We start from the raw sequence: 13,923 nt of genomic DNA, 5'->3' as shown, positions 1-13,923 counted from the left end.
AATTTTCTTATCGGGCGGGAACGGAAAATCTGTCCGGCATCGCGGGGTTGGCCTGTGCGCTTGATTTTTCGCTAAAGGGGATCGACCGGGAAAATGAGCGTTTGACGCATCTGCGCCGCCGTTTAAAGGAGGGGCTCTCGCGCCTTGAGGAAGGAGTGGTTTTCCACGAGCACCCGTCGCGCCAACTGCCGGGGACGCTGAATGTGGCCTTTCCAGGATGTTCGGCGCAAACGCTTTTGGCCGCCCTCGACCTCGAAGGGGTGTCCGCCTCGCATGGTTCGGCCTGCCAGTCCGGTTCCCTGGATATCTCGCGCGTCCTTCTGGCGATGGGAATCCCGGAGGAAGAGGCGGCGTCTTCCATTCGTCTTTCGTTTGGGAGGATGACGACGGATGGGGACGTGGAGGAGTTACTTGTGAGGATGGAACGGATCTTGAAGAGAATGTCAAATGACAAAGTTCAAATTTCAAAGGAATGACAAAGGCCAAATGTCAACCCATTGTTGTTTTTATTTTTTGACATTCCTTTGGCATTTGGATTTTGAAATTTGACATTGCGCAGAAGGAAAAAGATGGATTCCAAAAAGAAATCGCGGGTGGTCGTCGCCATGTCGGGCGGGGTCGATTCCTCGGTGGCCGCGCTTTTGCTGAAACGGGAAGGGTGCGAGGTCATCGGCATTTCGCTTAAACTGTGGGATTACGACGAAGCAGATCGTCCCGCAGAAAGCGAAGGGACAGTGTCCCGAACCTGTTGTTCGCTCTCGGATGTCCGCGATGCGCGGGGCGTCTGCGACAAACTGGGGATCCCGTTTTACGTCTTCAACCATAAAAAGGATTTCGAACAGAAGGTGATTCTTCCTTTTGTCTCGGAATACCGCCACGGGCGAACGCCGAACCCGTGTATCTTGTGCAATCATCACGTGAAATTCGATCCGCTGTTGGTCGAGGCCGAAAAACTGGGGGCCGATTATCTGGCCACCGGGCATTACGCCCGCAGACGTTGCGATGCGGACGGGTCGATTCATCTTTTAAAGGCGCGCGACGCAAAAAAAGACCAGTCGTATGTCCTCTATCATCTGGGGGAGAATCGCCTGCGAAAAATCCTTTTTCCCGTCGGTGACCATACCAAAGAGGAGATTCGCGCGATCGCCAAAGAACAGGACCTCCCCAATGCCTTCAAGCCGGACAGTCAGGATATTTGTTTTATCCCCAACAACGATCACGCCGCGTTTATCGAGAAGAACTATCCGTCAAGTGTGGGCGGGCCGGGCCATTTTGTGGATAAGGAGGGAAATATTCTGGGGCGCCACGAAGGGGTTCACCGCTACACGGTCGGGCAGAGACGGGGCCTTGGAGTCGGTTTTGGAGAACGGATGTATGTGACGCGGATCGATTCTCTGAAAAATGAGGTCGAGATTGGAACCAAGGACGAAGCATTCTGGGGCGGACTTGTGGCGGGGGATGTTCATTGGATTCGTCATCCATTTAAAAACAGCAATTCTTTTGAGTGCGGTGTGAAGACGCGGTATCAGAAGGATGAGTGTGAGGCCTCAATAGAAGCCATGGATGGAAAGGTCCTTGTCCGCTTCAAAAAAAAATCCCCCTTTGTCTCTCCCGGTCAGGCGGCGGTTTTTTATGACGGCGATGAGGTGCTTGGGGGGGGGTGGATTGAACGACCCTTGTAGTACCTGGGTGCCTGCGTGTCCGAGTGCCCGTGTAAAGACGCAGGCACGCGGGCACACAGGCACGCAGGCACTGAAACAATTGTGAAAAAGGTGGCGCTGACAACCTTCGGTTGCAAAGCGAACCAGTTCGACACGGCGGTTCTCGAAAGTCTTCTCAGAAAAGAAGCGGTTGCGATTGTCGATTTCGGCGCAAAGGCCGATTTTTACGTCATCAATTCGTGCGCCATCACCGCCTCAGCCTGTCGCGAGGCGCGGCAGTTTGCAAGAAGGGCGCACAAGACCAATCCGGAGGCGCGAATCATCGTCACCGGCTGTTCGGCGCAGACCGATTCCGCGGCTTTTGAAAAAATGGGGATTGTCCATCATGTGGTGGGGAATGAGGAGAAGGGGAGCGTGGTGGAATATATTTGTAGGGGCGATCCTTGTGATCGCCCATCGGGAGGGCTAATACAAGATTCGCCCCTACGGATCTTCTACGAAACCCCTTCCGCATACCCCGGCCACTCGCGCGCCTTTTTAAAAATCCAGGACGGGTGCAGTCAGTTCTGCAGTTTTTGCATCGTCCCGTTTGCGCGGGGCCTCAATCGTTCGGTGCCTCCCGATAAAATTCTGGAGTCGATGCAGAAACTCCGCCGTCGGGAATTTAACGAGATTGTGCTGACGGGAATTCATCTGGGAACCTACGGATACGATCTTATGCCCCGGACTTCCCTCTGCGAGTTGATGAGACGGATCGACAGGGAAAAGCCTGCGCCACGGGTCAGAATCAGTTCCGTCGATCCGGAAGAACTCTCGGACGAAACGATCGATCTCATCGCCGGGTCGGACATTTTTTGCCGTCATCTGCACCTTCCCCTTCAAAGCGGCGATGACGGGATCTTGAAAAAAATGCGGCGCCGCTACACGGCCGGTCACTTCGCCGGGTTGGCGGAGCGGCTGAACAAACGAATGCCGGATATGTGCATCGGCACCGACCTGATTGCCGGTTTCCCCGGCGAGGGGGATCGCGAATTCGAGGCAAGCAGACGTCTCCTTGCCGAAACGCCGGTCCATTACATCCACACCTTTCCCTATTCCGACCGGAAGGGGACGAAGGCTGAAGGCTTTCAGGACAAGGTTGAACCGAAAGTCATCCGCCGCCGGGCACAACAGGTTCGGGACCTTTCGTCCACGAAAAGGAGGGCCTTTCAGCGAAATTTTATCGGTCAGACCCTCGAAGGGGTGATTGAATCGCGGGGCGCCGCCGGCCAGCCTGTCGCCCTGACCCGGAACTATATTTCCGTTGAAATTACCGACGAGTGTTATTATTCTGCGGGAAGTCTTGCGCCCGTGCGGATCGATGCGGTTGATTCGGCGGGTGCGAGAGGAGTTGTTTCGAGCCACGAGTCACGAGTTACTACCCGCGTGGCGACCCGTGACTTTTGACTCGTGACTTTTGACTCCCGGCATGTCCTGGCTTAAGTCTCTTTTCAAATCCGAAATCCCGCGTGACGAGCGCCAAAGGCTCCATGCCTTTGAAGGGATCATCGGCTACCGCTTTAGTGATCTTAGGCTCCTGCGGCGGGCTCTGACGCACAAATCTTTTTCCAACGAAAAAAGGCTCCCCTCGGTGGAACAGAACGAACGCTACGAATTTTTGGGCGACGCCGTTCTGGAACTGGCGGTCAGCCAGCTTTTGATGGATGCTTTTCCCGAATCGACCGAGGGGGATCTTTCCAAACTTCGTGCGGCGGTGGTCAATGAAACAAGCCTTGCGGAGCTGGCCCGTAAGGTCCGGCTGGGGGACTACCTTTACCTTGGCCGGGGGGAAAATCAGGGGCTGGGAAGGGAAAAAGATTCCCTCCTCTCCGACGCCTATGAGGCGGTCCTGGGGGCCATTTTTCTTGACCGCGGCTTTGGCAGGGCCTTTACGGTCGTCCAGCGGCAATTTGCCGAACTGCTTGAGGCGGCCACCAATCAGGACATCAGCCGGGATTACAAAACGAGGCTCCAGGAGGAATCGCAGAATCGCTTCAAGGCCATTCCCCAATACCGCCTTGTCTCCGAGACAGGCCCCGACCACGACAAGACATTTGAAATAAGGTTGATGATCGGGAACGAACTGTTCGGCCGGGGGGTGGGGAAAAGTAAAAAACAGGCGGAGCAAAACGCCGCCCGCTCGGCGCTGGAGAAGATTGAAAATATGTAACAGTAGCAAACAAAGAGAGTCCCTTTGTCTTCGCAATTTTCGTAAGCCGCTTAAGAGTTGGATTGTCTCGTTGGCGAATGCGGCCGGCGGGAACGAAAATTGCTTCGTCAAACGGACTCTCTTTGTTTGCCGGGCTGTTACAAAAAACGTGAATGTTCAAATCCGGCTACATTGCTATCTTAGGTGCTCCCAACGCGGGAAAATCGACCCTCCTCAACGCGATCCTGAAGGAAAAAATCGCCCCGGTTACCGACAAGCCCCAGACCACGCGCAAACGGCTGAAAGGGATCTATACCACCAAGGTCTGTCAGATGATTTTTCTCGACACCCCCGGGGTCCACCGCTCTGAAAAAAACTTGAACCGGTTTATGCTCCGCGAAATTGACGAGGCGGTTCGCGATGCCGATGTGCTGGTTTATCTGTTTGCTGTCGACCAACCCGAGACCGACGAGATGATCCGTCTGATCGGTCAGATCCGTCAAAAATTTCCCCAAAAAAAGGGCCTGGCCCTTGTCACAAAAATTGATCTACCCATTGAGAAACACCGCCTTGATGTCGAGGCGCTCCGCCGGGAATTCTCCGACATGAAAGGGTATCCCATTTCCGCTCTAACCGGACAAGGCCTCGATGAAGTCATCCAGGTTTTGACCGAGGCACTTCCCGAAGGCCCCGCCTTGTACCCGGAAGACGACCTGACGGATGAAAATCTCCGCGACCTCGCCGCGGAGATCATCCGCGAAAAGGCAATGGCTCTCATGTATGAGGAAATTCCCTATTCGCTGGCGGTTGTTGTTAATGAATTTAAAGAACCAGATCACCCCCGCCCCCTTTCCCCCTCCCTCGAGGGGAGGGGGGAGGGGGAGGGTGAACACCGCGATGCCATCACACGAATCCAGGCCGACCTCATTGTCGAACACGATTCCCAAAAAGGAATGGTCATCGGGGAGGGTGGGCGGATGATCAAGAATATCGGCATGAATGCGCGCAAAGACATCGAAACCCTGCTCGGGACAAAAGTTTTTCTGGAACTCAAGGTAAAGGTCGACAAAAACTGGACAAAAGACCCCGCCCGGCTGGCGCGGTACGGATATCGCGATTAATCCGCCAAAGAGCGGACAAAGGGGAGGGCTTTGACTTTTTGGGCCATCTTGCGGTCGGCCGTGACAAAATCTGTTTTCAGATATTCGGCGAGGGCGATGAAACTTGCATCATATGCGGATAAATGAAATTCGCGGGCCAGCTCGGCGGTTCGTGCCATCGATTTTTCAGTCAAGACAAGGAAATCGATATCGAACTTCATTAATTTGCCGAGGCAGTCCGCGATATCGTCAAGGGTAAAAGACTCCTTGAATACCAGGCCGTTTGTCAGCTCGTAGATCAAAAGGTCCGGAGCGGCAAATTGTTCCTCTGCGAGGAGACCGAGTGCGATATCCGATCCTTCTTCTTCCAAAAACCATTTGAGGGCTACCGAGGTGTCGATGACGACCATCGTGAATCTCTCATCCTGCGGACCAAGGTGACGGAATCCTCGCCGGGCCGGCTTTTGATTTTGTGTTTGTTCTTCCTTCTCCATTCCTCAAGCTCCGCCAGAACCTCTTCGCGCCTTTTCAACCGGTTTTTAGACAGGCATTGTTGTTCATGTTCCCTGATCGGGATCAGCGTGGCTATCGCGCGGTTTCCGCGAATCACGGTGATATGATCCCCGCGGTTGGCCACACGATCGAGAATACCCCCGAATTTTTTTCTCATTTGCAGGGCGGTCACGGTTGTTTCCATCGTGACTATAATATGAACTATCATAGCAGGTATGTCAATCGGATAGGCCGTTCGGCCCGATCCTCTTTTCTCATTTTGATTCCCCATTCTCATTCCGAGATATTCAGGCATTTTTTCACCCATAAATAAAATAGAAATATCAAATAGTTAATATACTGAAACAATTAAGTTATTATCATTAAAGTATATTACTGTCACCCGTATGGAATAAGGCACGGAAATTGCTATAATTTATAAGATATTACGCGGGGGTGTGTGCGTGGCGACTTATTCCATTACAACGCTTCTCGAGAACGCCGGTCTTACGGAAAATGTCGAGGCTCAAATCGAACTGGAAATGCTCGATGATGACGGCGACGGCATTTTAAGTGAAGACCAGTATGAGGCGGCGCAAAAGATTCTGCGTGACCATGAACGGTTTGCCCAATCGTTCGATGGCGAAAAGGAACGCGCCACCGCTTTGCGTAGCGCCGGTCAACGCTTTGCCCCATCGGCCTCCACGGCCATGAGTCAGGCGGCGGCAAAAAACGGCGAGCCGGTTGACTATGCCTCCCCCGATCTCGATCCATTTTATAATCGCCGGACGGAGGAAGAATTGGGCGCCATCCTGGCCGATCCGGATGCCTTTCGGCAATATGTCATCGCTCAAGGGCTGGAAGCGGCCTTTCTGGACGAAAACGACGATCTGGTCTACGACGGCATGACCGTTGCCGAATTCTACGAAATTCTGGGTAGTGTCTACGACGAAACGGGGGAGGTCAAGACTTCAACTTCTCAAGTCGAAATACCCGACTTTTCGTTCTCACGGATTCAGCGCGACAAGCCCTGGTTTGACGTCAATATGCCCTCCGAAGAATTTGCCGCGGCCTTCCGCGAAGCCTTTACGGCGGAATCGCCGAATGCCGTTGCGGAGGAAGATATATCTCTTCTTGTGGAGGCGATGGATCGGTTGGATGGCCGGTTCGATGGGGTGATTGCCGAACTGGATTTGGGCGCCGGTCAGGTCGCCGCCTACCTCGTCAGCGGCTTCACCAAAGGATACACGATGGCCGACATGTTTTCTCTCTTGGGAAATCCTGAAAATTTAAGCCCCGCACAACAAAAAAACCATGCCGAAATTGCCGACGGTTGTCAGCAGGCGCTGATACAGCTTCAGGAAGCAGGCCTTATGTCGGTCCGCGTCCCCTGGAACCAGCAAACCGACTGGCGCTGGCAGATACTTGGAGTGCTGGGGGAAGAAATGGCCGCCGGGGCATCAGGATATTCCGGCGCCGCTTTCAATGTGGATCAGGCGTTTACCGATTTGGCCGGGATCATGGAAATGGCCGACGCACGGGGGGTTTCCTTCGGCGAGGCCTATCAGGCCTATACGGATTATGGGGAGGCGACGAGACAAAATCGGCTGACACGGCAGGAATGGCTCGAGTCCGCATGGCGTGAATTTCCTCAAGAGGGGGGAAATCGTCTTCCTCTGTCGGACAATCGGGTCGAAGTCGACGTCAAACCATCCAATATCGGTTTGCTCCTTCACGCAGTCGGAAAAAAAGACCCGAAAGCGGCGGAGTCAGCCCTTAAAAATCTTCCGGTCGTCGAAATCGACGGCCCAGGCGCCGAAATCCGGTGCTATCAGCCGCGCAACTTTGAATCAACCGGGCCAACTCCTTATCTGATTGTTCAATCCGACGAACATGCCTTCAAAATAAACGGCCAAGTCTATTCAAATCCGGGAATCTACGTTTTCAATTCGGAAGGCCGATACCAGTTCGCGCTCGCCGACAAATCACGGGACCTTTCTTTTGAAGACGGTCCCGAAACGGCGCTGATCAACAGCGAAAACAATCTTGCGATGTTCACGGCAGGCCGACTGATGGCCGAAGCGGATTTATCGCGCATTCGAGGCGATCAGGCGGCATACGAAAAATCGATGCTGGCCCTGGGAAGCGAGTTCCGAAAATTTTCAAGTTATGGGGCCGCCGAGGCGGGTTATCAGACGATCATGGATCCGTTGGGGGTCAATAGTTCCGCGGCAAGAACAGCGCTGGCCGATATGAAGGGAAAAGGAACCTACGACCTGGCCGATCACACCAAAGATGTGTTGACGCGCGAAGCGGTCACCGCCGTGGCGCTGATGGTTGGGGCGGGCGAAGTGGGGTTGGTCAGCCGGTTTGTCGGTGAAGCGGGGCTTACCTTTCTGGCCCGGCGGATGTTGGTGGATACGACGGCCAAACGGGTGATGGCCCGCATCCTCACATCGAAGGTCACCCAGCAGGCTTCCGGAAGCCTTTTCATGGCATATGGCCTGAATGGCACATTGGCGGCCATTGAATATGGACGCACGGGAAAAACCGGTTATGACGGAATTGGCGATTTCATGAAGCAGGGAGTGAGGCTGGCAACCGAGATGGGGATTGCCGGCGGAGTCGGCCGGGGGGTGACCAAGTTGGCCGGCGGTGGTGCCGGACTGCTCGGGGAATCGGCGGCCTTTACCGGAATCGGTGCTGGATTTTCGCAGACTGAAACGTTTCGAAAAAGGGGAGAAACGCCGGTTGGGTGGGGTGAACTGGATTTTAAACACGGCCACCGGTGGAAAATATAACGAGATGGTGCGCGACACGCAGTTGAAGTTGGAACAGGAGCGGGCGCGTATTGCCAGGGCCACACAGACCGCCGTGGAAATTCCACCGGAACATCGCGAGGCAGTTCTGGCGGTTCTCGATGAAGCGGCCAAAGAACATCCAGAACTGGAAGCCGATGCGGACAGAGTGAGAGCGGAACTGGCGCGGAATGAAAAGCTGCCGGCGGAAAATCGGAGTTCGGTTCCGAATGAGGTCCCGGAAATCACGCAGGCCGGGCCGCGCGGTCCCGGGTCTCGCGGACGGCGGCGATCTGAGCCAAAGTTTGTCGATCGTTTTACCGAGGACAACATTCAGACCATGCCGCCCGACTTGCGGGGCCGGCTTGCCGCCTTGAAGGAAGGGAAGAGCCTTGACCTTGAGACGGATTTTGCCCGCATTACGAGAACGGAGGGGAAGTATCATCTTTCCAACATCAGCAAAGATAAAACCCTCTACCTGAAAAAGGACGGAATAAAGGGGTGGAGGTCCATTTGCCGAATGGCGACTTAAGCGTTGTTGACGTTCTGTCCCTTCCCCTCTCCGGAGGCGACATCATTTATTTTGAGGATCCCCTCGTTGCCCAAAAACAAAATCGCGTCCCGTCCGCCATGATTTTTCAGGCCCCTCCGGTTGCGCCCCCTGTTCCGAAGGAGGTTCCCCGTCAAAGGCAAGTTCGCGCGCCACAGGGCGCATCATTCAAGGTGGGGGCTGAAGATGTCCTTGTTCGCGATGAGGCTGGAAATTTTGTCCAAGGGTATTGGCGCATTACGGATATAGAAGGGGATCGGATTACTCTCACCGATAAGAGCCTATCTCCCGGGCGCACGATCACCGTCGATGTCAAAACCCTTGAATCGTGGCAGAGGGTTACCACCATGACCATCGAACGGGGCGAGCTCTTTGTTGCCGGCGACAAAACAAAATATGCCGGCCGGCTTGAATTTTTCAAGGATACGGATGGAACGAACAAGGTGCTTTTGACAGATGAAAAAAACGGCCGCCGGACGACTTTTCTTTTCAAGAATGTAACCAGTTACCGCCCCCGCGGCGAAGATTTGACCACTCAATTCATCCGCGTTCCCGATCCCCAATTCGGCGACAAATCGGTCAACAAGTCGGGCCTTAAGGGAGAAGGACAATGGGTGCTGGTCGATTTTGCCGATCTCCGGCTCGTCCAATTTCTCAAAACGAACATGGACCCGATCTACGCCGATCTGCAGAGCGGCTCCGTCACACCCGAAGAGGCGGCCATCGCGGCAAACGACGCGATTATTGCCAATGTTCGCTTCGACGAATTCGGCGAAACCCCCGATGATTTGGTTAATCTCGCCAAATTTCTCGATCAGGGTGTTTGCAACGAGATGAGCATGCTCCTGCAGGTGTCTCTCCAGTACCTGGGCGTCGGTTCGCGGATGGAAAAAGGGCCTTTTGGGGAAGGGCGCCACGCTTGGGTGCGGCTGACCGATCCCCGAGCCTCTCCCCTGGTTCTCGATCCGGCAATGAAGAGGGTGACAGCCCCTTCCGATGCCCGTCATTACGAACGCTATGTCGATGATGAAACGCCGTTTGCCCAGCGCGGAATGAAGACAGTTGCCGTTTTACATTCATCTCCTGAAGAAGCAATCCCCCCGGAGGCTTGGTCGAAAAAGGATTCTGAAAATACGGAGTCGGGCCCGGCGCCGACGGAAATGCCGGAAAAGATAGAGGCACTGCCGGTTGAGAAAACAGAAAGCATCCCCAAGTGGGAAGTGGGGGAACTGACCGTGCGTGGGGGAGGGCTCCCTCTTGAGTTTGGACCTCGTCCCGATGAGGCTGTCGTGGTCGGGGCAAAGATGCTGGGGAGCCCGGAAAGAACGGAAGTCGGGGAAAAAATTACCGTGGAAGTCGAGGGAGAAATTTCGGAAGTGGCGCTTGAAAAACCACCTCCCGAAGGGACGGCGCCGATGATCAAGCCCCACAGGGCGAGCGGCGCGGAACCGGCCAAGCGAGCCGTGGCGAGCGCCTCCTCCATCGAAAAACCACAGGCAGTTGAACGCGATTCCCCCTTTGTTGCTTTCTTGCGGGGCGCCGGCCGCCTTTTCGGGCAAGTGAGGAAGGGTCTTTTTCCACAACGTCTGCCGGAACGTCCGCCGGACGAATTGCCAAAGATCCCTGCTACTAAAGGGCCAAAACCCGTACTTGAAGCTGAATTTTCCGATGAATATACCGATGACATCATCGCCACCACCCGACGCTCCGGTCCCCGTGATGCAGAGGCGAATCGGGCGATGCTGAACGATGTTTCCCGTCGTCAGCAGTTGGAGACAGCGGCCACCGCCCTTCGCCAGGCTGGACTTTCGGCAAGGTTGGCCGAACAAACCGGAATACCCGCCCGGGATATCACGGCCCTGTATCGAACGCCGCTCAATAGGGCGCTGGTTACCGAGCATAGCCTGTTCCACTTCAAAGACGGAACCTTGTCGGTGACAAAAGGGGGGCTCAATTCCACCGAAAGCGTTTTGCTCGAAGCCGGCGATGAAACGTCTGCCTTGGCCGGCGCGGTGCGGGAACTCGATTTTACGGCGCATCTTCATTTGGGCGAGCCGAGGCCGTCGGATGAGGATTTTGGAATCGTGATGGCCCGCGCGCGCCTTAATCCCGGGGAAGCGCAAAGGCACACCGTTTTTGGAACAATCGACGGAGAACCGGCGTTTGTGCAGTTGGCGGTCATCCATGAAAACGGCGGGATCAAAACGTCCCTCACCGCTTCGGATAATATTTCGGATGACTCCCTCGCGGAGATTGACATGTCGGCGCGGCGGATGGCCCGGCTGATTGAATCCAAATCCGGGGAAGAGGCGCTGGAAGCGGCCTTCCATCCGGCGGCGATGGCGCCGAAAGTCACGGTGGACCATTATCGGCAAGAACTAGACGGGTTGGCGGACAGTGAGGCGCTCGATGACTTGATGAAGCGGTCAATGCCGGATGCGGAAAGGACCAAGGTCATGATTGAGTGGCACAGCCTTTGGCAAAATTATGTCATCGATCGGTACCCGGAAATCGACGAGGCGGTAAATGCTTTTGAAAGAGGTCTTTTTAAATCGGATAAATCCACCCAAGCCAGGCCTCTCAATCGCCAGATCCGTGATTTTAGGGATTCATGTGATTTTCTGTCGGGCGGCATGGGTATGAGCCCTGCCGAAATTACCAAAGTCTTCAAAGGCGATTACGGTCCACCGGCAAGGTTCATTGAGGGGATTGGATTTTTGAAAGAACATGGGATATCGAATGAGGATATCAAGGCGGTAATGACAAACCCGGCCACCATGACCGATCTTGCCAATTCGGCGACAAAGGCTGAAAAGGGCGCAGAGGTTGTAAAGGATATCCACCGCCAAATCCTGGCCGGCGCTCGTGATCCGGTGAACGGTCAATTTGTGTCCTCCATGTATGCGACACAAACAAGGCTTCTGCTGGATGTGGCGAACATTGCGGCGACATTTAACGATCCGGCCTATGCCGAACAGTTCATTCGCGGACAGCAAGGCCTGATTTTGAACCCGGCTCTGGACGATGCCGTCAAGAGACGGCAAATTCAAGCGTCTCTCTCACAACCACATGTCATCAATGATTTTTTGATCCGATCGATGGGCAGGTACGCCGATATATTGGAGGGTGTGGGGAATAATAGTGCGAGAACATACCTTGACGGATTGAGAACCGGCATCAGCCACGGGGATGCCCGTTCCAAAGACCTGGCCATGGATTTTATTATGTCTGCCAATGCGATCAGAGAGGGCCGATTGAAGGCGGTGCTCAAGAATCCCCACTGGGATGCGGCCCTTTTGGAGACATTTTTCCGGGAGGCGGCTTACAGCGCTCAATCGCATGGAGGCAAGTCGCCTGATTTTCTGAAGAGGGTTGCGGCTAATATTGCGCAACAAGATGCGCGGGGCGGTTTTGCCTTGCAGAACCGCGGGACAATCGAAGGCTATCTGCTGGAACTCGAAATATTCAATCTTATCGCCGGGCACGGAAAGCTTATCTCCACGCCGGATGGCGGCAATCTTCTCCCTTCGCAAATTCCCGCGAAAATCGACTATCAGGTTTCGGATGTGGCCGATCCAAGTCTGGTGGGAATTGAATACCGCGATCCGGTAACCGGCACAACATTGACCAGTCCGTTGGACATGGATGTGATCGTCGATTCGAATCCGCCGCTTGAGTATGTGGAAGTGAAACGAACGGTCAGGGGGGGCGATGACAAGCAGAACAGGCAACGCGAGAAAATTCGGATGGCGACCAAATTAAAGCTGACGGAAAAACCGGGTTGCATAACGACCGGCATTGATCCTCGCTTTGCCCAACAATTAATCAGGGACGGCACCTACGAATATGTTGTCGTCATCGGGCTGAATCCAGCCACGCGCCAATACCAGATTGTTGATGTGTACGGAAATAATCCGCGGATCGGCAATGAACCGGTGCATACTGGCGACACATTTGCTCCGGCGCCTCATATAGGAATTGGAAACTTCCCCTACACTCTGTAACCGGTCAAAATCACTAATTAAAAAAATTAATTTATTATCGCATTTTTCGCGCAACTTCTGCTATCTTCTGCCGATAAAAAGGCGCTTCACCCATTTAAGCAATAACCGTTTTTTGGGATGCGTTACTTTCCGTTGAAGGAGAATAGACCTGTGTCATTGACTGTGGAAGATAAAGGGGCGTGGGAGGAAGTTTTTTCTTACGCCCGTAGTCTTGCTGACCTGCCGGGGACGCCGAGCGATGCTCCGACGAAAGGGGATATCCATTGGGTTTCCAGAAGACTCCAGAGAAATCCCTCCTTGGTCAACTCCAACCCGACTTTCAGAAATCAGGTTGAAGCGATTGTCCGGTTCGTTTCAGAAAGGGCGGATGTTCGTGTTGAAGCGGCGCTGGAAAAGACTTTGATTTGGCTCTCCCGTGAGAAGGATGCCCGGGATTCAGCCGCCCTGCAACGGGATAGTCGGCGCTTTGGAAGCGCCGAAGAGGCGGTGTTCCCGTTGGTCGATCATATCCTTCCTTCCCCATCACCATGGCGGTCACTTTTAGAGCAACTTGACCGGTTTGGGTACACTCCAGACGATCAGCGCCGGTTGATCCATTTCGTCATCCAGCATAATTTATTGACTGTTTTTCCAGAGCGGAGGAATTTTTGCCATACCCGGGCGGATGTTATTCAACCGCTTCTCCGTCATTCCAATCTTTTTGATGATTCCCGTTCAATTCAGGCCAGGGCTTTGGCTTTTTTCCTCCGAAACCTGGGTTCGGGAGTTGCCTATCGGCTCGAATTAATTCCAAATTCCGAAAGCCTTGTCATTGCCGAGGGCTGGATGTTTTCAGTTGAAGACATCCGCATCAACGCTTACGTCTTTCTCGACCATCCCGAAAACCTGCCGGAGGTTTTCGATATCCTTCAGGGGAGCGATATCGATCGACCATTTCGGCTGGTTAAAATATTTTATGAGGGAAACGACATTCGGCGGGAAGAGCTTAAGCGTCTGGTCAACAGTTATGCGCCGGAAGGACGGTTTGGCGGCTCGGTTCAAAAACTTCAGGGATCGACCGTTGAGATAGAGGCTACGGGGTCAGGTCTTGACCCCTCGACATCGCTCCCCTCGACTTCGCTCAGGGCAAG

The 13,923-nt window shown here is 54.2% G+C and carries 11 protein-coding genes; 9 read left to right on the top strand and 2 right to left on the bottom strand.

Going from position 1 to position 13,923, the window contains the following annotated elements; translation table 11 throughout:
- The 5 genes from HYU99_05375 to era all read left to right on the top strand — a co-directional run.
- Positions 1-476: aminotransferase class V-fold PLP-dependent enzyme (locus tag HYU99_05375; protein ID MBI2339779.1), on the top strand; the 476-nt coding region annotated here is incomplete at its 5' end.
- A 93-nt stretch (positions 477-569) separates the two neighbouring features.
- Entirely contained in the window at positions 570-1,682 is a 1,113-nt protein-coding gene (mnmA, locus tag HYU99_05370) for a tRNA 2-thiouridine(34) synthase MnmA (protein ID MBI2339778.1), read from the top strand.
- Positions 1,683-1,763: 81 nt separating this feature from the next.
- Complete coding sequence (mtaB, locus tag HYU99_05365) at positions 1,764-3,107, top strand: tRNA (N(6)-L-threonylcarbamoyladenosine(37)-C(2))-methylthiotransferase MtaB (GenBank protein MBI2339777.1); 1,344 nt, start codon at positions 1,764-1,766, stop codon at positions 3,105-3,107.
- 22 nt (positions 3,108-3,129) lie between these two features.
- Positions 3,130-3,870, top strand: coding sequence for a ribonuclease III (gene rnc / locus HYU99_05360; GenBank protein ID MBI2339776.1), 741 nt, complete (start codon positions 3,130-3,132; stop codon positions 3,868-3,870).
- Positions 3,871-4,022: 152 nt separating this feature from the next.
- Positions 4,023-4,970 carry a GTPase Era gene (era, locus tag HYU99_05355; protein MBI2339775.1) on the top strand — a complete coding sequence of 316 codons (948 nt, stop codon included), beginning with the start codon at positions 4,023-4,025 and terminating at the stop codon, positions 4,968-4,970.
- Here era and HYU99_05350 read toward each other — a convergent pair.
- Positions 4,967-5,359, bottom strand: coding sequence for a type II toxin-antitoxin system VapC family toxin (locus HYU99_05350; GenBank protein MBI2339774.1), 393 nt, complete (start codon positions 5,357-5,359; stop codon positions 4,967-4,969). The genes era and HYU99_05350 overlap by 4 nt on opposite strands.
- Entirely contained in the window at positions 5,335-5,646 is a 312-nt protein-coding gene (locus HYU99_05345; protein MBI2339773.1) for a hypothetical protein, read from the bottom strand. Before HYU99_05345 ends, HYU99_05350 begins: the two co-directional genes overlap by 25 nt.
- Before the next feature lie 259 nt (positions 5,647-5,905).
- On the opposite strand from HYU99_05345, the gene HYU99_05340 reads away from it, so the two are divergent.
- The 4 genes from HYU99_05340 to HYU99_05325 all read left to right on the top strand — a co-directional run.
- A complete protein-coding gene (locus tag HYU99_05340) occupies positions 5,906-8,242 on the top strand; it encodes a hypothetical protein (protein MBI2339772.1) in 2,337 nt (778 codons plus the stop codon).
- Complete coding sequence (locus HYU99_05335; protein ID MBI2339771.1) at positions 8,202-8,771, top strand: hypothetical protein; 570 nt, start codon at positions 8,202-8,204, stop codon at positions 8,769-8,771. The genes HYU99_05340 and HYU99_05335 overlap by 41 nt, the downstream gene beginning before the upstream one ends.
- Entirely contained in the window at positions 8,753-12,793 is a 4,041-nt protein-coding gene (locus tag HYU99_05330) for a hypothetical protein (protein MBI2339770.1), read from the top strand. The genes HYU99_05335 and HYU99_05330 overlap by 19 nt, the downstream gene beginning before the upstream one ends.
- A 156-nt stretch (positions 12,794-12,949) precedes the next feature.
- Positions 12,950-13,923 (top strand): hypothetical protein (locus tag HYU99_05325; protein MBI2339769.1); only part of this gene is annotated, 974 nt, incomplete at its 3' end.

The sequence above is a fragment of the Deltaproteobacteria bacterium genome, from assembly GCA_016183175.1.
Lineage (GTDB): Bacteria > UBA10199 > UBA10199 > UBA10199 > SBBF01 > JACPFC01.
The sequence above is the reverse complement of the archived record's forward strand: the minus strand, read 5'-3'. Positions and strand labels throughout refer to the sequence as shown.